Annotated in this window: 21 protein-coding genes, 2 tRNA genes and 1 pseudogene; 7 read left to right on the plus strand and 17 right to left on the minus strand. The window is 46.8% G+C overall.

Going from position 1 to position 19,293, the window contains the following annotated elements:
- Positions 1–114 (minus strand): annotated as a pseudogene (locus AAX04_RS12595) (transposase); the annotation flags it as partial.
- A 79-nt stretch (positions 115–193) separates the two neighbouring features.
- Between AAX04_RS12595 and AAX04_RS08860 the strand changes: the two are divergent.
- On the plus strand, positions 194–1,150 hold the full coding sequence (locus AAX04_RS08860; protein ID WP_066797090.1) for a hypothetical protein: 957 nt from the start codon (positions 194–196) through the stop codon (positions 1,148–1,150).
- Positions 1,151–1,262: 112 nt separating this feature from the next.
- Here the strand turns inward: AAX04_RS08860 and AAX04_RS08865 are convergent, their stop codons facing one another.
- From AAX04_RS08865 to AAX04_RS08880, 4 genes are all read right to left on the minus strand, one after another.
- Positions 1,263–2,846, minus strand: a complete 1,584-nt coding sequence (locus tag AAX04_RS08865) for an ATP-binding protein (protein WP_066797093.1) — start codon at positions 2,844–2,846, stop codon at positions 1,263–1,265.
- A gap of 77 nt (positions 2,847–2,923) precedes the next feature.
- Positions 2,924–3,904, minus strand: coding sequence for a hypothetical protein (locus AAX04_RS08870; protein WP_066797095.1), 981 nt, complete (start codon positions 3,902–3,904; stop codon positions 2,924–2,926).
- A gap of 63 nt (positions 3,905–3,967) precedes the next feature.
- Positions 3,968–4,633: a helix-turn-helix domain-containing protein gene (locus AAX04_RS08875; protein ID WP_066797104.1), complete on the minus strand. Its 666-nt coding sequence runs from the start codon at positions 4,631–4,633 to the stop codon at positions 3,968–3,970.
- A 208-nt stretch (positions 4,634–4,841) separates the two neighbouring features.
- Positions 4,842–4,916 (minus strand) — tRNA-Ile (locus tag AAX04_RS08880).
- A 270-nt stretch (positions 4,917–5,186) separates the two neighbouring features.
- Between AAX04_RS08880 and AAX04_RS08885 the strand changes: the two genes are divergently transcribed.
- The gene (locus tag AAX04_RS08885; RefSeq protein ID WP_369818421.1) at positions 5,187–6,176 is read left to right on the plus strand and encodes an Mrp/NBP35 family ATP-binding protein; all 990 of its coding nucleotides are present in this window, start codon (positions 5,187–5,189) and stop codon (positions 6,174–6,176) included.
- A gap of 47 nt (positions 6,177–6,223) precedes the next feature.
- Here the strand turns inward: AAX04_RS08885 and AAX04_RS08890 are convergent, their stop codons facing one another.
- Both AAX04_RS08890 and AAX04_RS08895 read right to left on the minus strand, forming a co-directional pair.
- On the minus strand, positions 6,224–6,844 hold the full coding sequence (locus tag AAX04_RS08890) for a hypothetical protein (RefSeq protein WP_066797110.1): 621 nt from the start codon (positions 6,842–6,844) through the stop codon (positions 6,224–6,226).
- Positions 6,825–7,196, minus strand: a complete 372-nt coding sequence (locus AAX04_RS08895; protein WP_066797113.1) for a hypothetical protein — start codon at positions 7,194–7,196, stop codon at positions 6,825–6,827. The genes AAX04_RS08890 and AAX04_RS08895 overlap by 20 nt, the downstream gene beginning before the upstream one ends.
- A gap of 49 nt (positions 7,197–7,245) precedes the next feature.
- Between AAX04_RS08895 and AAX04_RS08900 the strand changes: the two genes are divergently transcribed.
- Positions 7,246–8,202 carry a bifunctional oligoribonuclease/PAP phosphatase NrnA gene (locus AAX04_RS08900; RefSeq protein ID WP_066797114.1) on the plus strand — a complete coding sequence of 319 codons (957 nt, stop codon included), beginning with the start codon at positions 7,246–7,248 and terminating at the stop codon, positions 8,200–8,202.
- Positions 8,203–8,233: 31 nt separating this feature from the next.
- Here the strand turns inward: AAX04_RS08900 and AAX04_RS08905 are convergent, their stop codons facing one another.
- From AAX04_RS08905 to AAX04_RS08925, 5 genes are all read right to left on the minus strand, one after another.
- On the minus strand, positions 8,234–9,337 hold the full coding sequence (locus tag AAX04_RS08905) for a glucose 1-dehydrogenase (protein ID WP_066797116.1): 1,104 nt from the start codon (positions 9,335–9,337) through the stop codon (positions 8,234–8,236).
- A 137-nt stretch (positions 9,338–9,474) separates the two neighbouring features.
- Positions 9,475–10,380 (minus strand): 3-methyl-2-oxobutanoate dehydrogenase subunit beta, encoded by a 906-nt coding sequence (locus AAX04_RS08910; protein WP_066797117.1) that lies wholly within the window; start codon positions 10,378–10,380, stop codon positions 9,475–9,477.
- A 2-nt stretch (positions 10,381–10,382) separates the two neighbouring features.
- The gene (locus AAX04_RS08915; RefSeq protein ID WP_066797180.1) at positions 10,383–11,561 is read right to left on the minus strand and encodes a pyruvate ferredoxin oxidoreductase; all 1,179 of its coding nucleotides are present in this window, start codon (positions 11,559–11,561) and stop codon (positions 10,383–10,385) included.
- A gap of 45 nt (positions 11,562–11,606) precedes the next feature.
- On the minus strand, positions 11,607–11,885 hold the full coding sequence (locus tag AAX04_RS08920; protein WP_066797119.1) for a 4Fe-4S binding protein: 279 nt from the start codon (positions 11,883–11,885) through the stop codon (positions 11,607–11,609).
- Positions 11,886–11,887: 2 nt separating this feature from the next.
- The gene (locus AAX04_RS08925) at positions 11,888–12,454 is read right to left on the minus strand and encodes a 2-oxoacid:acceptor oxidoreductase family protein (protein WP_066797121.1); all 567 of its coding nucleotides are present in this window, start codon (positions 12,452–12,454) and stop codon (positions 11,888–11,890) included.
- A gap of 138 nt (positions 12,455–12,592) precedes the next feature.
- Between AAX04_RS08925 and rpl12p the strand changes: the two genes are divergently transcribed.
- The 3 genes from rpl12p to AAX04_RS08940 all read left to right on the plus strand — a co-directional run bounded on the left by rpl12p (position 12,593) and on the right by AAX04_RS08940 (position 13,912).
- Positions 12,593–12,916 carry a 50S ribosomal protein P1 gene (gene rpl12p / locus AAX04_RS08930; RefSeq protein ID WP_066797126.1) on the plus strand — a complete coding sequence of 108 codons (324 nt, stop codon included), beginning with the start codon at positions 12,593–12,595 and terminating at the stop codon, positions 12,914–12,916.
- A 127-nt stretch (positions 12,917–13,043) separates the two neighbouring features.
- Positions 13,044–13,120: transfer RNA gene (locus tag AAX04_RS08935), tRNA-Thr, on the plus strand.
- A gap of 123 nt (positions 13,121–13,243) precedes the next feature.
- Positions 13,244–13,912 carry an ERCC4 domain-containing protein gene (locus AAX04_RS08940; protein WP_162270126.1) on the plus strand — a complete coding sequence of 223 codons (669 nt, stop codon included), beginning with the start codon at positions 13,244–13,246 and terminating at the stop codon, positions 13,910–13,912.
- A 59-nt stretch (positions 13,913–13,971) separates the two neighbouring features.
- On the opposite strand, the gene AAX04_RS08945 is transcribed toward AAX04_RS08940, so the two are convergent.
- The 4 genes from AAX04_RS08945 to AAX04_RS08960 all read right to left on the minus strand — a co-directional run bounded on the left by AAX04_RS08945 (position 13,972) and on the right by AAX04_RS08960 (position 16,338).
- A complete protein-coding gene (locus tag AAX04_RS08945) occupies positions 13,972–14,436 on the minus strand; it encodes an SAM-dependent methyltransferase (protein WP_066797132.1) in 465 nt (154 codons plus the stop codon).
- Between the two features lie 2 nt (positions 14,437–14,438).
- The gene (locus tag AAX04_RS08950; protein ID WP_066797138.1) at positions 14,439–14,663 is read right to left on the minus strand and encodes a histone family protein; all 225 of its coding nucleotides are present in this window, start codon (positions 14,661–14,663) and stop codon (positions 14,439–14,441) included.
- A gap of 119 nt (positions 14,664–14,782) precedes the next feature.
- A complete protein-coding gene (locus AAX04_RS08955; RefSeq protein ID WP_066797141.1) occupies positions 14,783–14,995 on the minus strand; it encodes a hypothetical protein in 213 nt (70 codons plus the stop codon).
- 140 nt (positions 14,996–15,135) lie between these two features.
- Complete coding sequence (locus AAX04_RS08960) at positions 15,136–16,338, minus strand: cation:proton antiporter (RefSeq protein ID WP_066797144.1); 1,203 nt, start codon at positions 16,336–16,338, stop codon at positions 15,136–15,138.
- A 177-nt stretch (positions 16,339–16,515) separates the two neighbouring features.
- Between AAX04_RS08960 and coaBC the strand changes: the two genes are divergently transcribed.
- The gene (gene coaBC, locus AAX04_RS08965) at positions 16,516–17,754 is read left to right on the plus strand and encodes a bifunctional phosphopantothenoylcysteine decarboxylase/phosphopantothenate--cysteine ligase CoaBC (protein ID WP_066797148.1); all 1,239 of its coding nucleotides are present in this window, start codon (positions 16,516–16,518) and stop codon (positions 17,752–17,754) included.
- Positions 17,755–17,828: 74 nt separating this feature from the next.
- Here coaBC and AAX04_RS08970 read toward each other — a convergent pair whose 3' ends face one another.
- On the minus strand, positions 17,829–19,250 hold the full coding sequence (locus AAX04_RS08970; RefSeq protein ID WP_066797154.1) for a hypothetical protein: 1,422 nt from the start codon (positions 19,248–19,250) through the stop codon (positions 17,829–17,831).
- Positions 19,251–19,293 lie beyond the last annotated feature (43 nt).

Raw genomic sequence — 19,293 nt, forward strand, 5'->3', positions numbered from 1 at the left:
GTCCACCCACCGTAGGGTATTGTAAACCTCGCACACCAACCGCAACCGGGCCTTTAACACCCTCAACGTTTGTTCATCAGCATAAGCCCTAAACCGAAACCCCACGGTGGGCATTAAGAGAACATTTAATGTTATTGTTAAAAACCTTTCTATAAGGGGGTGAAACTTTAAGGCGCTGCGTGTTGCGTCACCCGTGAAGGTTCTGCTGGGTACGCCACCTAGGGCTGTGCCGAAGCCGTGGATCAGCTTCATTGGTGCAATAAACGTGCCAGCCATGGTGAGCGCCTTTGAGCTACTTAAGGTTAAGGCCCCAGGGGACTCACCACTGCACACGCTACTGCAGCATAGTGGTGAGGTGTGGGTTGATTCAGGTGGTTACCAATTCCTAAGTAGGGGTGTTGAAATCGGTGTTGATGATGTTGCCGGTGTTTACCTGCGGTTTTGGGATGCGTCAAGGTACCTATCACTAGACTATCCACCACTACCTACCGATGATGATGAGACTGCGTTTAAGAAATTCCTAAAAACTATTGAAGCCTACGCTAGGTTAAGTAGATTGCTTGAGGGTGAGGATATTGAGGTAACCCCCGTCATACACTACTACAAGAATGAAGAACTGGTCTTCAGAGTTATGAGGAAGATCATCGACTTTAACCCCAGGGAATTGGCTATAGGTGGGCTTGTACCGTATATACTGGTGACTAGGAATGTACCTAGGAATAGTAGGTGGAGGGCGCTACTCTTCATAGCTAAGGTTATTAGTGAATTTAACGGGATGGTTCACGTGCTTGGGTTAGGTAGCCCGTCAATAACGCCAACCCTTGAACTACTTGGCGTCCACTCAACGGACTCATCGACGTGGAGGGTGAAGGCGGCTTACGGTAAGGTTATTTTACCTGGTGGTGGAGAGAGGCATGTAACAGGCAGGAGGGTTAACTTTGGTAGGAGGGTTATTAAGCCCAGTGAACTTGAGGAACTCTACAACTTCCTCAGATCCACGGGATTCCCACTGCTCAGCAACTACCCAGACGGCCTCTACTCAAGCTTTGAATACAGGGCGTTGGTTAATGCCTGGGTTACATTAATGAGCAGGGAGAGACCAAGGGGTAGGAGCTTCAGGTTAATGTACGAGAGGATTCAAGCACTCTAAATAATATTCTCTATTTCTATAACCTTATCCTACACATTAGTTGAATATCAACCATGGAATTACGTCTAATGCTTCTCAAGTCGTTAAAGAAGTCTTGTAGTTACGAGGGCCATTAAGGCTGTGAATCAACCAACCTGCCTAACCACCTGGTTACGCCACCGTGGTTTGTTAGCCTACCTTTAACCTTAACTAGAAGTGGTATTGGGGTGGCCATACCGGTGACGTAGGCCTCATCAGGGTTGAGAGATTTCAACGTGGATAATTCATCCCCTGAAATGTTCTCCGCCACTGAGGCTACGTACTTGAGGTCAAGTGGGTTAATCATCCTCTTAAATATTTGAGTCATGCATTGACTGAGGACGTCTGGGTCTATCCTGGATGGCCTTTGGGAGACTATGCATAAACCAAGCCCAAACTTCCTACCCTCCCTAGCTATTCTAAGTATCGGTGACTTGCTTATGGAGGGTGTCTTTGATGGTGAGAAGTTGTGGGCCTCCTCTATTATAATGAACGTCGGCATTATCCGCCTCCTCTTAGCCATGTTGAAAACCATGTCAAGCATTAACGCTACCAATGCCTGCTGATCCATTAGGTCGAGGGTTGATAGGTCGATTACGTTTATCCCCGGCTTATTGAGCATACCCTCAACGTCAAGGAGCCTTATTGGTTCATCCCCGTAGTGCTCCCCATACATGGTGATGAAGAATGGCCTGTTCTCAAGGAATGCCCTAAGCCTTGAAACCAGGGAGGATATTGATGACTCACCGGCGTAACCCTTAGGCGCCGAGCCACGGCTCCTCTCAACGACCTCACTAATCAACTCATCTATTGTTGTCAATGGTGCATCTAAGGATGGGTCATAGGGCCAACCCTCCTCGAGAAGCCTCCTCTGGGTCTCGGTTAAACCATAGTAGTGTTTAAGCAGCTTAACCAGTATGCTAAGTGGCATGTTCCTTGGGTTAACCCCAACCCTAACGTACCTCCTCGGCTTACCGAACCTACTGGCGTAGTACTTATCTATCTCACTTGTATCAACCCTACCAGGCACATAGATGTTAACCATTTCACTCAACTCCTCCGCCGATGGATCATCAACGGCTGGGTACTGCATACTGGAGTACTCCCCATGCGGGTCTATTATTATGATGGGCATCTTAACGGTTAAGGCCAACTCCTCGGCAATAACACCAGCCAGCCACGACTTACCTGAACCCGTTGAGGCGAGTATGGCGCAGTGATGAGTAGTGAGCCTCTCCGCATCCAGCTTGGCTGGTATGCTGCTACCCTTAACCTCACCTATAGTTATCGATACACCGTTTATTGCAGTTAACCCACTTATCAATTCGCTTGAGGCTTCATTAACATAAGTGTATAGGCGTGGTGGGGCCATGGGTTGCCTAATCCCCACCCCATCAACAACCCCTATCACCAACGCCTCTGCTAGGGTTATTGTTGAGGTTAACTCCAGGCTGAACCCATACTTCTTAAGCCTCTCAACCCTATCGAAACTGTTCATCTCCGCAAGTATCCTGTCATCAGTTAGGTAATTCCTCCTCTCAACCCTGGAGACCCTGCATAGGTAACCCTCACTGGTGACTACGTATTGCCCAATCCAAACCGATGCATCATCAAAAACCCTAAACCTTATCCTCCTAACACCATCAACACCGTGTATTATGCCTATTGGCTTATCCATCAACATTAACGTCTTTTATGTATTAATAGGTTGATTGTTTAAGTTAACTCTCCACATTACTCATTAAACTTGTTAACTTACTCCGTTACCTTGGCTTTGTATTGTAGTACTCTGTCGACCTCCGTGTTGACTCCAATCTCCTTTGTGTATCTTGGGTCTATTGCCTCTATCAGTATCCTCCATTCGTTGGTGAATGGGTCCTTTACCACGTTGCAGTACGTGTGTATTGGGTATTCTGGGTGTTCGTACATTGAGCCGGGCTTCCACTCAGCCATAAAAACCTCCTCAAGGTTAACACCCTTCAAGTCAATCACATAAGCCCCAAAATACTTGGTGACATGGGCATTATGGGCGAAGGTCGTCACGGTGCCTATGAACATTGGCCCATATGCGGATGGTACTATGTCTCCGTTTAGTAGGAATGCATCCGGCATCGGCCTCTGAGGCTTACCATCAATCGTCGGTAGGCCTAACTTAACCCAATTCACACCATCCTTACTGGTTAATAGCTCAGTGTACGCATGGGGGTGGTCACCCTGCCTAACGGCCTTGCATAGTGCAATGTACCTACCGTCAATGACGTTTATCGTGCAGTCCCTAGCCTCAGCACTATCGTAATCACGGTCAGTCCTAATGACGAAGCCCACTGGGCTCCATGGTCCACGTGGGTCATCTGAGGTGACTAGGAAAGTCTCCCACCTACCACCAACATCAAGTGACATGTATAGATTGTATTTACCGGTTAATGGGTCTTGGATTAATTGATTATTCTCAATGCTAAGCACGTTAGTACCAGCCATCTTAGCAACCTCCTCCTTAGGCAGGAAGCTGACGAGGGTATACTGCTCACCGTTGTTTGAGTACCAAACCTCAACACCAGTACCCCTAGGCCCAGCAACCCTAGGCCTACTGGTCAACCAGTACTCACGGTTAACGGGGTCAATAAGCAAGTCACCGGCACCCCTCCAGGAGCCAGGCTCAAAACTTGGCGGGTCTTGAACAACCCCAACAAACCTCCTCAACCTAAATATGCACTGGGGGCAAACCACCCAAACCACCAAAAACCCTGGCCCAATGGTATTATTTAAACATAAAGTTTAACCATGGTAGGTATTGGATGGTTAAACTAGGTAATCCCACCTGTTAAGCTCCCTCTCAGCAAGCTTCCTAATAACACTCCTCAACTCCTGCATCAACGTTGTCTTACTAACACCCAGCCTACCTGCAATAAAGTTGACACCATAATCCCTAGGCCAATTAAAGTAGCCTGCATCGTATGCAGCCTTAAGCACATCCAACTCCCTTCTCGTCAAACTCACCCTACCAATACGCCTAGCGGCATCTAGGGCATCAACATGCTCAATAACCTTAACGTCAGCACGCTCCCTCAACTCACTGATAAGGCCACCTGCATCACCAGTCACCACGAACCAGTACTCTAAACCACCTTGAATAAACTCCCTATAGTAGTATGAACCATGATTAAGGACAGCACTAAGAACACCACCTCTAAACAACCTAACCGTGCTTAAAACGACAACCACATTATTCCTAGCAGCATACCTACTAACCAACCCAACGGACTTAACACCCCTAAACCCCCTAACCAAACCCATTAAACGCTTAACCTCAACAAGCCTAGGCGATGAAACAACAAGGATAGACCTCTTAACACCAGTACCAGCAATGGGTATTGAGGAAGCTACATCAACAAAGGCGTCAATACTCTCCGTGAACCTAGACCAATCATCATGAACCACGGCCAAACGCAGAAACTCAAGAACCATAACACGGGCAAAGAACATAAACTTAAAAACATTACTAAGGAAAAACAATAAAAATCTACTTCAATTTCGTAAAGTCGAACCTACTAACACTACCATTTTATTTTAGCCACCTGCCGTATCTCCTACTGGATTGCTAGGTAGATGTACCATTACGTAAACCCGGTTACGCTTAAGAAAATCAATGTCATAAACACTATGTATGGATTAGTGGGCCCGGTGGGATTTGAACCCACGTTCTCCCGGTTATCAGCCGGGCGCTTTTACCAGGCTAAGCTACGGGCCCTCATTAACAATGGTGGCTACATTATTTTTTAAGTTTTTCTCCCTCTACTAATGGATCCTTAACCTTATGGATGGGGAGTTAAGGTGTAACTGGGTTTACTCTCTGGTTTCCTCAATATCCTTCATGGGGGTCCCATGATTATTTAGCTCGCTGTCAGCCCTAGGGAAGTTGATGTAAAATAGGCTATGAGCCTCAACCCAGCAACTAAGAATTAAAATACTCCTTCAATCAATCGCATTCGCAGCGTGGCTGCGCTAATGGTTTCTGCGCATGGAAGGATTTATAAGGGGTTTGAATAGGCTTGTTAAACTAATGGGCAGTAAACCTGATGTTCATGTTAATGTTCAGCAGGCCCAGAGACAGCAGATAAGGCTTAGCTCTAGCCTTAGTAATGTTAAGGTTAAGTTAGCGGTCATGAGTGGTAAGGGTGGTGTTGGTAAAAGCCTAGTAACGGCATCATTAGCAACAGGCTTCGCATTAAGGGGCTTGAAGGTTGGGATCCTTGACGCCGACATATATGGCCCCACTATACCTAAGCTGTTTGGCCTAGTGGGTAGCCCACTTTACTATGATGATAAGAGGGATTTGATAATACCTGCTAATGGGCCATTAAACATTAAAATCGTTTCAATAGACTTCCTACTCCCAAGCGAGGACACGGCCGTGATCTGGAGGGGAGTATTAGTCGGTAAAGCCATTGAGGACTTTCTATCCAAGGTTGATTGGGGTAACCTTGATGTAATGCTCATTGACCTACCACCCGGCACAGGCGATGCACCATTAACCGTAGCCCAAGCCTTGAGTGGTCAATTAACAGGTAGCATAGTTGTATCTGCGCCGGGTGATGTTTCAGGTAGGATTGTTAAAAGAGCCATTGACTTCTCTAGGAAGGTTAAGGTGCCTGTTATTGGTGTAATTGAGAACATGTGCTGCTTCACCTGCCCAGACACGGGTAAGACTTACTACATATTCGGTGAACCTGAGGGAAAACGCATAGCTGAGGCGGCTAATGTACCATTCCTAGGCGAGATACCACTGGATCCACGCATAAGCGAGGCTAATAACCAAGGTATTCCATTCCTACTTAAATACCCTGACATTGAGGCGTCGAAAAGGGTATTAGCGGTAGTTGATGAACTTATAGACAGGCTCAAGGATAAGCTAACTGAACAAGTGGCTAAGAGAGAAATCAGGTTGATGAAACTGCCTGGGGAGGAGGAAGAGGAGAGTGACGAGGAAGACAGAACCAGTTCCAGTTAAAAATACGACTCAAATCTAAGCAAAAATACAGCAAACTCATAAACCTGCTAATGAGAACTATTGTTTAGCCTAGCATTTAAGTAATTTTTAACTATGTAATATGCCTCATCACTAATGTCGACGTATACTGAATTTGACATACCTGATAATGTACTCATTAAACTTGTAAGATCAATATTCGAATACTCACCGACCTCTGTCTCGGCTTTTCTTTCAATTGTAGTTGCGTTGAGCTTACTTAGTATATCAACCACATTACTTAGTGACCCAGTATCCGTTAATGAGGATTTAAGGTTAATGTTCATTAATATGGTTGCTAAGCCGTTGAATGGGTCTATGTATGCTAATGCATCACCACCAATTAAACTCTCAATCACTCTACTTATTCTCATCACATTCTCTGCATACACCCTGTACATTTTCATATAATTGTTCATTATACTTGCCGTATCTGCAATCACAACATCCACGTCACCAACCCTGAGAACCCTGCCACTGCCCTTAATTAACATTTTTTCACCATGCTTAATCTTCGTAATTAACTTGGTTACTGTATCAACCACCCCCTGGTCAATGCCAAGTGGTTCAACACTGATTGCTGTGTATAGCTTCTCAATCTCCAATCTATAGTCGTGCAACTGATTAACCTTACTTATTATTGGTAACATTGCTGGGCACCAGGAGTATTCTTGTAGGTAAGCCTAGTGGTTCAACTACAGCTACCTTAACGTTTTCATCAATAACCTTATTTAAGTCGTTACCAACTAGTGAATACACCTTCTCTTGAAGATCAGCAAGTTCAAGTATGAGCCTTAATGCGCCTGCCAACTGCTCTTCGTCACTACCATTAACTATGTAGATTTCATTACCCTCGAACCTAAGTACACTTGGTGAACTAGGATTAGTATTAACCTTCGTTAACCCTGAACTTACCTTGGTTGTCAATTCCCTTAACCTTATCACCCTATCGTTAAGTACCTTAACGTAGTCCTTAATTTCAGCCTCTGTAAAAGCTACCACACTTGTATTACTGAGTTTGATTTTTAAACATTAACCCAACTCCAGTTTAATGATAAATGAATTTAGCAGGATGATTGCGGATTCGAAGAGCATAACACTAGTAACCCACAGAAGCCCTGACTTGGATTCATTCACATCTGCACTTCTGTTTAGGGATTACTTAAATGGCTTGAGTAAACCAAACTGCCTAACCTACCACGGTAAGGTGGATAGGGAAACTAGGCAGGTACTTGAGAGACTGGGCATTGAGCTGCCTAGTAGCCAGGAGTGCGGCTGCGGGGACTTAACGATAATGTTTGATGTAGCGAATAGGAGCCAGTTAGGTATTGAAGTGTGTAGTGGAGGTAGGTTAGTTGTGTTTGATCATCATGAGGTTAGGGGATTTAGGGGTGACCTAGAGTTCATAGACCCTACATCACCATCAACAGTTGAGCTCGTCGTCAACGTTTTGAGGGAGCTTGGCTATAGGCCAAGTGACCTAATGGCTAAATTAGCGTTGATAGCTATAGTGAACGAGACTAATAGGTTCAGTAGAGCCACCCAGAGAACCTTCGAAACCGTTGCCTGGCTCCTAGGTATAAGCCCAATTAACTATAGCGATGCCTTGGCCATACTGACCAGGGAGCTTGATGAATCAGCTAAGATAGCGTTAATCAAGGGTTCTATGAGGGTGGTGCCGTATAGGGTTAGGTCAATGGTAATGTGCGTGACTAACGTGAATGCGTATGAAGGTTTAGTGGCCAGTAGGTTACTTGAACTGGGGTGTGATGCAGCATTCGTAGTCTCTGACCATGGCGACGAACTCAGGGTGGTGGCACGCTCAAGGAACTTCGACGTAGCGGCAGTGTTGGGTGAACTGGCCAGTCAGCTAAACGGCGAAGGCGGTGGCCATTCAGGGGCTGGCATGCTTGTAACTAGGGTTAAGCAGCCTTACATTAAGATTCTTAACCTACTGATTAAGGTTATTGAATATAAGCTTGGTGAAAGGCCCAGGGAGATTAAGTGAACATGGCCTAGTGCGTTTAATTAATGCACCTTCACTGACCCCACCTTATCTTAACCTTTATTTCACCCTTCTCCTTATGGTTAAGCACCTGAATGACCTCCTTTTCATCATTAACATTAACGACCCTGGTTATCAACCTACTAACCACCCCAGGCCAGGTTGCCTTCCACTGTGCTAGGTGTGCTAGGGCCTGTTGGAAGTGGGGCTTCTGGCCATTTATCAACCCAACTATTACATTTGATTTATATATGAACCTCTGTATGACTTCATGGCTCAACGTTAACGCCCCCTCTGATGGGAAGCCAAATAGGCCGAGAACCCCATTAGGCTTAAGCATCTCAACCTCATGCCCTATTAACGATGCCGATGCCCCGGTGGTATCCACCACTAGGTCGAAGCCCATTTGCTTAAGCTTATCTAAACCCTCAACGGAGTAATTAATGTACGTTATACCAGCCTCCTCGGTTATCTTAGCCTCATTCTCAAGGGGATCCCTCCTATTAGCCACGTAGACCTCAAAGCCCACTGTCCTTAACAGGAGCGATATGAGTATCCCTGTTGAACCTGACCCGAAAACTATGGCCCTCCTGCAGTTGTACGTCCCATCGTCGCATGTCCAAATGAGCCTCCTTTGAATGTTAAGTATCTCCTCAACGGACTTCTCCAAGTCTGAGAGGGGTTGGGCTAGGATGGCTATGTCAGCTATACTGGGGGGTACCTTAACCAGGTACTTTGGGTCGTCGTAGAAGTACTCAACCATGAAGCCATCCATACCCACCATACCGGCCTCGACGAATTCATTAGCTTCACAGAAGTCTGGCCTACCAACCAGGCAATTAAGGCACTTGCCATGGTAACTCCTCCTATTAATAGGCATGACTAAGTCACCTTGCCTAAACCTTGGGTCCTTAGACTCCTCAACAACACCCAGCGCCTCATGGCCCAGCACCAGCCAATCCTTACCCTCAGGGGGCCTTGCAGTGGCCAATTCACCCCTCACAATCTCCCTATCCGAGCCACATATGCCGTTCTCAATTATCCTTACTTTAACGGTACCTGAACCATGCCTAATGACTTGGCTTAGATCCCTAAACTCAACCCCAGGTTTAGGAGGCTTAACAACAATAGCCCTCATTATCCACACTTAGGTTTTACCTGTTTAAAAGCTTAATGTACATGCTGCAATGATTAAGTACCAAGCTTAAGGAGTTGTGAGTTAATTAATCCAACGATTATTAAAGGTCAGTACCTTAGAAAAAGGGCCACGATCACTTACCTGTAAATTTCCGTAAGCCTGATAATCAGGTCCCATTGCTTGTCGACGTTAGCCTTAATCACCTCAACATCCTCCTTTGTTAGATGACTGAACCTACCTTGAAGCTTAAGGTATTCTTCAATGGGTTTACGCCTACCCTTATCCTTATAGGGTACACTTGGTGAACTAATGGTTAACTTACCTTGGTTATACTCCCAAAGTATCCACATGCCGGTCTCCACAGCTAGCCTAGCTACCCTCACCGTGTAGTTGTCTGGGAATTTCCAGCCAGGTGGGCATGGTGCATGTAGATGTATGAACCTGAAGCCCCTAATTGAAGCCGCCCTCCGGACCTTATCTATGAAGTCCATTGGGTAGGCTATGCTGGCCGTGGCCACATAAGGCACGTTATGCATAATCATTATTAAGGACATGTCCTTCCTACCCTCAGTCTTCCCCCTGGGTGATGTCGTGGTCCAGGCCTTTGGGGGAGTTGTCCCACTGGCTTGGATGCCCGTATTCATGTAGGCTTCATTATCGGCTAAAATGTATATTATGTCCTCATTTCTATACGCCGACCCGCTCAGGGATGCAAAGCCTATATCGGCTGATGCACCATCACCAGCCCACACAACAACAGGCCCATCAACACCCCTAATCCTAAGAGCCCTCCTTAACCCACTGGCCACGGCTGGGCTTGAGGCAAATGGTACATGCATAACTGGTACCGTGAACGCTGTGTATGGTGCTGCACCAGGTATTACGCTTGAGCAGCCTGCCGGTATGACCATTGCGAACCTGGCGTCAAGCGCCATGGCCAGGTATCTCATGCCTAGTTGAAGTGGACAACCGGGGCAGGCTGATGTACCTGGCATTATTAGCTTGGTTCTGCCGTACCTGTGCAGTTCATTTATCGTGACCATTGTTAATCACCCCCATTAACACTAGGTATGTACCACCACTTCCTAACCCTGAGGTAACCATCACGCTCAACATCGTTTACGAAGCTCACCATTACGTTGCGGAAGTCGCTGGGTGATACGTCAACGCCACCTAACCCAGCTATAACACCCTTAAACGACACATTACTCGGCACTAGGCCCATTAATTCACCGGCCAACACGCCTCCAAAGCCTACTGAGTAGTCCCTATCAAAGACTATGACCCCCCTAACCCCGTTAATGTAAGTTTCCAGCTTCTCCTCTGGGAATGGCCTAATGTACCTGATTCTAATTAACCCAATGGGATACCCACTATCCCTCAGTTCATCCACGGCAACCTTTGCATCCCCACTCCACGCACCCATGGTGACTGCCACGTACTTTGCATCACTGCACCTGTAGCATTCAACTAGTGGCTCATAGTATTTCCCGGTTAGTTTGCCGTATTCACCGTAGACCTCGTGAATTACGTTCTTAGCCTCATTCATTGCCTCATCCATGTATGCCCTATGCAATTCATGGTACACGTCCATCCTGGGCAGGTTACCTAATGTTATTGGTTCACCACCAGGTTCAATGACATAGGGTACCTTGGGGTTTCTTGGTGGGAGCCAGGAGTCAACATCCTCCTGGCTTGGTATGTAAAGCGGCTCGGTTGTGTGGCTAAGTACGAAGCCATCTAGTCCAATCGCCACGGGCAATAGCACCCTCTCGTCCTCACTTAGTTTAAATGCAGTTAAGGTCATGTCGAAGACCTCCTGCACATCCGACGCCATGCCTATTATCCACCCGCTATCTCTAATCGCCAATATGTCAGTGTGCTCATCGTGGATGTTCCAGGGTGGCCCAAGTGCCCTAGTCACAACAGCCATAACTAGGGGTAGTCTTGATGCTGCTGCCCACCACAGCATTTCATACATGTAGAATAGGCCGTGGCTTGAGGTTGCGGTGAATGCCCTAGCCCCCGCTGCCGCTGCCCCGTAAACTGAGGCTAGGGCCGAGAATTCGCTCTCAACTCTAATGAAGTCGGCCTTTAATTCACCTCTATCGACCATTTCACTAAGCCTCTCAACTATGAGGGTTTGGGGTGTTATTGGGTATGCAGATATGACGTTAACCCTAGCCAGCTTGACAGCCTCAGCCACGGCATGGTCACCAACCATGATTCTCCTAATCCCCCTGCCCGATACTTGGCTCTGGTTAATCACCTAAATCACCCCCTCCTTAACCATGGTTACTGCCCCAACTGGACACACATCTGAGCATATTCCACAACCCTTACAGTAGTCGTAATCCACGGTAACCGTCTTATTCTCAAGCCAATCTATGGCATTTTCAGGGCAGTAGAGCCAGCATAAACCGCACTTAATGCATCTTTCAGCATTAATAACAGGCCTATGAACCCTCCATGTACCTGTCTTACCACCAGCACCAGCCATTGGCCTTGACAATATGTACTTAACGTACTTACTACTTACACTACTCATGACTATTCACCCTTAACCATACTGTACCCCATCTTAACAGCCTCAATATTCAACTTAACGTAGTCACCCCTACCTATTAATTCACCCAGCGAGGAAATAAGTGAATTAAGCGTAACTATACCTGTGACCTTAACTAAGGCACCCAGCATAGGGGTGCTGACTATGTGCCAACCGGCCATGACTAAGCCCAACTTCTCACTTATCTCAGTTGCATCAACCCAGTACGCCCTGTAACCCAGTTTGACTGGGGTGGGTGAATTGATAATCAGCACTGAGTCGGAGCCCTTCAATAGGCTGCTTAGATTAACTAGGTTTATCAGGTCAGGTGAGAGTACTAGGAGTATATCGGCCCTCTTAACCCCACTATGCATCATAATGGGTGTGCTCGATATCCTGGCGTAGGACTTCACAACAGCCCCTCTCCTCTCAGCGCCGAATTCAGGTATTGCCTGCCCCCACTTACCATCCTTAACCGCCGCTGATACTATTATCCTAGCTGCAGTTACCCCACCCTGCCCACCCCTACCTAATATTATCAAGTCCTTCGTATCACTAATTACCGTACGCATACCTACCGTGAGGCTTGTTAGCTAAGTTTTATAAATCTTTCTCTTAAGTTAATATAATCAAATATATAATATATAGTAATAAATAGTACCCGAGGCCATTGAGGTTAGCTTTAAAAAGGCTAATCAGTGAAGGTGATTATGGAGTACGTATACGCGGCATTACTACTGCACTACGCCAAGCAACCAATAACGGAGGATAACGTAACGAAGGTTCTTCAGTCAGTTGGGATACAGGTTGATGAGGTTAAGGTTAAGGCCCTTGTATCAGCGGTTAAGGAGGTTAACATCGATGAGGCTATAAAGTCCGCGGTGGCTTTACCGGCGGCTGCACCAGCCGCCCCACAGCAGGCGGCACCACAGGCAGCTGAGGCTAAGCCGGCTGAGGCTAAGGCGGAGGAGAAGAAGGCTGAGGAGAAGAAGGAGGAGGAAACCCTCGAAAGTCTTGCATCACTATTCGGCTAAGGCTGATATTCAAATGCGGGTTATCTTCAAACTCAGTTACCATTAACCTGTTTTTAACCATTACCGCCCACCCTGCATTATTAATGGGAAAAACTTAAAAAATGAGCATTGATAATGCAAGGGCATAGCCCCGGTAGCTCAGCCTGGCGGAGCGCCTCACTGGTAATGAGGAGGTCCCGGGTTCGAATCCCGGCCGGGGCTCCAACCTCATTTCCTAGGTTATGATTAGTGCTCAATACTGAAAACCAATGGCAATGCATCAATTTAAGCGATTAAGCTATTTAAACCAGCACCATACGCGTAATTTGACCTCATTTGAACTGTGTCGTGGTTGTGGATTCCAGGGAGTATGTGACGGGGCAGGCGGTTGTTAAGGCTGTTAAGGGGCTTGGATGCGAGGTTGTGGTCTCCACCTTAGCCGTAGGTGACTACGTGATCTCAAGTGATGTGGCAGTTGAACGGAAGAGGGCCATGGATTTCATAAACTCAATAATTGATGGGAGGCTCTTCCAGCAGGCAAGTGAACTGGTTGAGGCTTACCAGGAGCCATACGTGGTAATCGAGGGTGACCTATGGGGGGCCATTAAGGTTAGGGGTATTAGTGAGAATTCCGTTATGGGTGCCTTGGTTAGGTTGGCTAGGGGTGGGGTTAGGCTACTGTGGAGTAGGGATGAGGAGGACACCGCTTACCTACTCTACTCGCTATCAACATCATCACGCGGCTTAGTTAAAGTTATGGGCAACAAGAGGAAGGCAGGTTCGATAAGGGATGCGCAGGTCTCACTCTTATCATCACTACCTGGAATAGGGGTTAAGAGGGCGATTAAACTACTTAAGATATATGGCACACCGCTTAATGCACTGGTTAACTTCAGGCAGTGGCGCTTTAAGGTAAGTGGGCTTACGCCATCAAACGCGGCGTTGATTAGGAGGATCCTTGAAACTAAGTTTAACGATGAAGGCCAGGATCAGCAGGGAGACTCCGCACTGGGTTAATGAAGGAGGTAGGTTTTAAGGATTAGACCACGGTACTGCCATGCCTCAGTAGGGCACATTCATTTAACGTAAACATAGTACCTATGCTCCCTTAGGGGACCCTTAACCACCCCGGACTCAATGGGTTTGTACCCAGGTATCTCGAAGTCATGTGAAACAACCCTTGATCCCTTCCTCAATGTGCTGAGCAGCATTGGCGCAAGTTCCCTATTCACATCAGTGCCAAGATATAGGTAGACTATGTCGGCTATGGAGTAGTTGAACTTAAATATGTCACCCCAGACAACGTAAACCTTACCGTAAAGCCTCTCCTCACTAATCCTCTCTAGGCATCTCTTAACCAGCAGTGGGTCCTTTTCTATGCCTAAACCCACCAGGTTGAATTGTTTCGCAGCTGCAATAACCACGTTACACTCGCCTGCGCCTGCATCAACAATAACCTCACCTGGCCGTGGGTTAACCCTCCTAATTATATCAATGGCTACACTAGTCGGTGTTGGTACGTACGGTACCCTAATGGACATGCTCATGATAGGTTAATGCACTTGAATATCCTCACAACAGCCTTAACATCATCAGCGCTTACCGTTTTTCTACCGGCATGTTTAGCCAGCTCAATGCTCTTAACCGACACCTCATAGGCAACGTTCTCGAGGACATCCCTCAAGGCTATGATTGCGTCCTCACCAACCCTCTCCGCCCCTGCCTTCTTAAATATCCTCTCTATGGGGGCTAGTGGTATTTCTGGCATTAGAGTCTCTGCGCAGCCACCAATATAAACTTTACTCTTAGATTTTGGGATTTTCTCTTTTTAACCATGTTTTATAATTGCTTGTTAACGTGAATTATCGTAAACATTAATGTTAATTATTAGGCAACTAGGTCCTCAAGTTTGTACGTTATAGTCCTGAACCTATATTTAAACACGTAGAAAACCCTACCGCAGTTATTGCACCTGCAAAGCATGACGCTGATCAAGGATCCTCTGCTATCTCTCCTATTAACTGGTTGAACAAGGACCCAGTCCGTTAAACCGCAGTATGGGCAAACTATCCTCTGCTCAGTCTCGCCAGGAATACCCATTAATCACCTAGGCCTAATTCACGTTAAAAACCTTTCCATGCGGATATGCCTCTCGAAGCGATTACATGGTGGTTATCCTGCTGATGGCTTCCAGCCCTAGAATGGTAAGGCCGTGGATGTTACTTGACCTAAGGTTAAAATTAGCCCTTCATCTCCTGTTCCTCGCTCTTAACCTTTTCCTTAACTATGAGTGATAATAGGCCGCTCGATATTATGTTCGTAAATATTATAACCATAAAGGTGACCAGAAACACATAGGTTGAATATGGGTTGTAGCCCATGTTTAGGAAAATGCTGGCCAATACAGCCGCTGTTAAGCCCCTTGGGGCTAAGGCAAAGAGCAATGTTGAGAATCTACTATCCCTCACAATGGAGTAAACCTCAATGTACCTAATTGCCAGGAGGACACCAGTAATAGCCATGGCTAGTATGGCGTAGTATAGTGAGATTATTGATATCATGCCTATTAAGACGTAGAAGAACGTCCTGACCAGGAATTCAAGCTCACCCTCAACAATATTAAGTCTCTCCTCATCGATGTTTAACCTTAAACCGAAGTAATCACTTATCACATCATGGTTCCCTATGATCACTGCAAATATTAAGACGGCAACCACGGCCGCGCCGCCGAGTAGGTCAACCACGCCATATAGTAGGAAGGCAATGCCTATCGTAACCACGTAGGCCTTTGCGCTTCTAATCCAGCTCAAGGCCAGTAACCATAGTATGCCCGTGATTAGGCCTAGGAACACGGCTATGCTGAAGTACGATATGACATACCTGGTGTAGGATAGGGCCGAGAACTGGCCTGTTAGTAGTATTGTGAGGAGGTAGAAGAGCAGTATGGATACCACCGAGTTGAACGTCGCCTCAACCACAATGGTGTTGTACATTAAGTCACTTATGGATAACCTGGTGGCTACTGGTATTATCACCGTTGTGGTTGTTTCACTGAGTATAGCACCAAGTATTGCACCGTAGACCAGTGGCCAACCTAAGAATGAATTCATCACCACCGCCAATAACGCCGAGGGCATTACAACGTCAAGCACCGCAAGTGCCAGGCCAAGGCCACTGGACGAGATAGGCGTCCTGAAGCTTATCCTACGGCCACCATCAAACATGATCATCACTAGGGCTATATCGCCGAATAATGGGGCTAAGTTCCTAAGTAACGCAACGTACTTCGTAGGCACGACATGACTCATGGGCACGAGTAGTAGCCCAATTAACATCAGTATTACAGCCTCAGGTATTCTGGTTAACCTGAATAGGTAATCACCAACATAACCTATTAATATGATTAAGGCTAGCGTTATTAAGATGCCATCAGTACTTATCATAGTTCACTTTTAACAGCGGAGAGTCTAATAAGCCTAATCTCCATAATTGGGCATGTTAATGATTACAGAACCTAATTTAGCCCACTGATACGTCAAATTACCCCTGTCTTACCGACTTAATTGGGGAAGTGCATGATTTTTTAAATACTGTGTATCTACTGATTACTTAGGTGCGTTATGGGTGAGGATGCTGAGGCCATAAGGGGTAGTTTAAGCAGGCTACTGATGGGTAAAAGGGTTATGCTTGTGATGACTGGCAGCATTTCAATATATAAGGTTCCTGATGTTGCTAGGGGGCTGATTAGGCATGGAGCTTACGTATCCGTTCTCATGAGTAGGACAGCGGCTAAACTACTAAGCCCAATGATCATGCAGTGGGCCACTGGGCATAGGCCATTGGTCAGGTTAAGTGGCTATGCTGAGCACGTGAGGGAGTGCGCAAGCGCCGATGCGTTAGTGGCCGTTCCGGCTACGGCGAATCTAATAGGTAAGTTAGCCAATGGCATCACTGATAACGCACCATTACTGTGCCTAGCAGTTGCACTGGGGGTGGGTAAACCAATAATGGTTGTCCCAGCGATGAACATCGGCATGTGGAATAACCCAATTGTTCAGGGTAATGTTAGTAGGCTTAGGGCCCTTGGGATCAAGGTGCTTGACCCTGTTGTGGAGGAGTATAAGGCTAAGTTACCGCCCGTTGAGGAGATTGTTGAATCAACCATAGATCTACTGGCGCCTAGGGATATGAGCGGGTTAAGCGTGTTGGTTACCTCAGGGCCGACCAGGGAACACATCGATGATGTTAAGTACATTACCACGCCCAGTAGTGGATTAACAGGTTACTTCATAGCTAGGGAAGCCGCAGCCAGGGGAGCCAATGTCTTCGTGGTCTCTGGACCGGTCGACGTGAAGTACCCCAGTAATGTTAATGTAGTTAAGGTGATGAGTGTCGTCGAAATGCATGAGGCTGTTCTGAGGATACTTAGGAGCAACCACATTGACGTAGCCATATTCGCAGCGGCACCGCTAGACTTCTACGTTAAGGGAAGGGTTACCGGGAAGTTAGACAGTAACCTAGACGTAGTCAACATAACCCTGATTAGGGCTCCTAAGATAGTTAACGATGCTAAGAGGGAGTCAAGGGACACCATTGTGGTTGGTTATAAGGCAGAGGTTAACGTTGATGAAGGGGGTCTCATCGAGAGGGCGCTGAGTAGGATGAGGAACGGAGCTTGGGACCTAGCCATAGCCCATAGGGTGGGGCCTAGGACTGGCTTTGGTACATTAACTGACTCATACATAATAATCGAACCGGATGGAACCTTCACCAAGGTTGGGCCACTTCATAAGAGAGAGTTAGCCAGGATAATCCTAGATAAGTCGATACAATTACTACGAAGACATACGAGGACATAAAAAGGGCATGACATAGGTTAAGTGAATAAAGAAAAATAGTTTTGACCCTTATTAAACCCTCAGTTTTTAGCTACTTAGCCCCAAACTGGGGGAGCCGAAGTGGTAGTAGTTGTGGTTGTTGAGGTGGTGGTAGACGTTGTAGTGGTAGTCGAAGGTTGCATCATGCTATCGGTCATGTTCACGTAACCGTGCTCCACGGCCAAGAACACCCATGGTACTGGTTTAATGAACACCACATTTACTATGTAATCATCCCCGGGTATCCATGAGTTCGGAAACGTATACTTACCACCCAGCAATGCACCATCTGGCAGTTGGCTATAGCCCAACCAGGTCCATGATGTGAACCAAGGCGGCAAGAAGGCCACTGTGAGCACTGGTACTGGGGATCCGCTTGCATTAACGAAGGTATACCCCACGCTAATCTGGTTGTTAACTGCGAAGGCGTAGGAGAACACTGGCCAATAGTATATCCCACTTTCATTTAGAGGTGGTATGTTCATCACGGCTTGGTAAACTAGACTAAAGTTATAGGTGCTTAGTATTTGGCCACTGGGAGTCTTAACGTAGGTGCCAGGTAGTATTATGGCTAGCAGGTTACCGACAGCAACAGCGCCTCCCTTGGTTGCGTTAACGGTTATTGTCCCGATGCCCACTGGTATCAGCTCAGGCTCCATGGTGGTTACTTCACTTGAACTAGGCGTGGTTGGCTCAGTGTAAGTAACTGGTGACATTGCTGGCATACCGGTGTTGACGAATATCCAGGGAACTGGCTTAACGAACTGGTAATTGACGAATAACCCAGAGCCTGCGTAATCCCATGAATCAATGAAGGCGTATTTACCACCCACCAGTGTGCCATTTGGCTCCTGCATAAAGCCAAGCCAAGTCCAAGTTGTCCACGTGCCTGGAACTCTAACAACGGTGACCACTGCATATGGTTTACCCTCCTGGTTAACGAAGGTGTAACCTGGTGACACATGACCATTAACGGCATACGCGAAGGCGAATACAGGCTCCTCATTAGTCATTGGTGGACTGCCTACCCAAACAGGCTCATAATCTATTATCGAGAAGTTGTAGGTGCTTAGCATCCGCCCACTTGGAGCCATTACGTATGTCCCAGGCCTAATTATAACTATAATGTTACCTAACCTTAATGTGGCTCCCTTAGCAGCGTCCACTATTACTGAACTGGAGGCCACCGGGATAAGCTCAGGTGTCATAGTTGCTGGTTGATAAGCTGTTGTTGTAGAGACCATTGTCGTAGTGGTGGTTACCGCAGCGGTAACAGTTGCCGTGGTTGTTGCAGTGGTGGTTGCTGTTGTTGTTACTGTGGTTGTTGTTGGTATTGTTGTTGTGGTTGTTACTGTGGTTGGCATGGTTGTCGTCACGGTAACCCTCATAGGTGGCTTAACCGCAAAGTAACCAGCCAACCCAAACCCCACCACAGCCAACACCACAGCCACAACCAAACCCACAGACCTAACATCCATACCAATCAAGGCGCCGTGTTACGTGGCTAAATATATCCTTTAT

The sequence above is a fragment of the Caldivirga sp. MU80 genome (assembly GCF_001663375.1).
GTDB lineage: Archaea > Thermoproteota > Thermoprotei > Thermoproteales > Thermocladiaceae > Caldivirga.

What these genes read in the sequence shown, in the direction of transcription:
- AAX04_RS08865 (WP_066797093.1), bottom strand. Translation starts at nt 2,846, where the DNA reads ATGGATAAGCCAATAGGCATAATACACGGTGTTGATGGTGTTAGGAGG.
- AAX04_RS08875 (WP_066797104.1), bottom strand. Translation starts at nt 4,633, where the DNA reads ATGGTTCTTGAGTTTCTGCGTTTGGCCGTGGTTCATGATGATTGGTCT.
- AAX04_RS08885 (WP_369818421.1), top strand. Translation starts at nt 5,187, where the DNA reads ATGGAAGGATTTATAAGGGGTTTGAATAGGCTTGTTAAACTAATGGGC.
- AAX04_RS08890 (WP_066797110.1), bottom strand. Translation starts at nt 6,844, where the DNA reads ATGTTACCAATAATAAGTAAGGTTAATCAGTTGCACGACTATAGATTG.
- AAX04_RS08900 (WP_066797114.1), top strand. Translation starts at nt 7,246, where the DNA reads ATGATAAATGAATTTAGCAGGATGATTGCGGATTCGAAGAGCATAACA.
- AAX04_RS08905 (WP_066797116.1), bottom strand. Translation starts at nt 9,337, where the DNA reads ATGAGGGCTATTGTTGTTAAGCCTCCTAAACCTGGGGTTGAGTTTAGG.
- AAX04_RS08910 (WP_066797117.1), bottom strand. Translation starts at nt 10,380, where the DNA reads ATGGTCACGATAAATGAACTGCACAGGTACGGCAGAACCAAGCTAATA.
- AAX04_RS08915 (WP_066797180.1), bottom strand. Translation starts at nt 11,561, where the DNA reads ATGGTTGGTGACCATGCCGTGGCTGAGGCTGTCAAGCTGGCTAGGGTT.
- AAX04_RS08920 (WP_066797119.1), bottom strand. Translation starts at nt 11,885, where the DNA reads ATGAGTAGTGTAAGTAGTAAGTACGTTAAGTACATATTGTCAAGGCCA.
- AAX04_RS08925 (WP_066797121.1), bottom strand. Translation starts at nt 12,454, where the DNA reads ATGCGTACGGTAATTAGTGATACGAAGGACTTGATAATATTAGGTAGG.
- rpl12p (WP_066797126.1), top strand. Translation starts at nt 12,593, where the DNA reads ATGGAGTACGTATACGCGGCATTACTACTGCACTACGCCAAGCAACCA.
- AAX04_RS08945 (WP_066797132.1), bottom strand. Translation starts at nt 14,436, where the DNA reads ATGTCCATTAGGGTACCGTACGTACCAACACCGACTAGTGTAGCCATT.
- AAX04_RS08950 (WP_066797138.1), bottom strand. Translation starts at nt 14,663, where the DNA reads ATGCCAGAAATACCACTAGCCCCCATAGAGAGGATATTTAAGAAGGCA.
- AAX04_RS08955 (WP_066797141.1), bottom strand. Translation starts at nt 14,995, where the DNA reads ATGGGTATTCCTGGCGAGACTGAGCAGAGGATAGTTTGCCCATACTGC.
- AAX04_RS08960 (WP_066797144.1), bottom strand. Translation starts at nt 16,338, where the DNA reads ATGATAAGTACTGATGGCATCTTAATAACGCTAGCCTTAATCATATTA.
- coaBC (WP_066797148.1), top strand. Translation starts at nt 16,516, where the DNA reads ATGGGTGAGGATGCTGAGGCCATAAGGGGTAGTTTAAGCAGGCTACTG.
- AAX04_RS08970 (WP_066797154.1), bottom strand. Translation starts at nt 19,250, where the DNA reads ATGGATGTTAGGTCTGTGGGTTTGGTTGTGGCTGTGGTGTTGGCTGTG.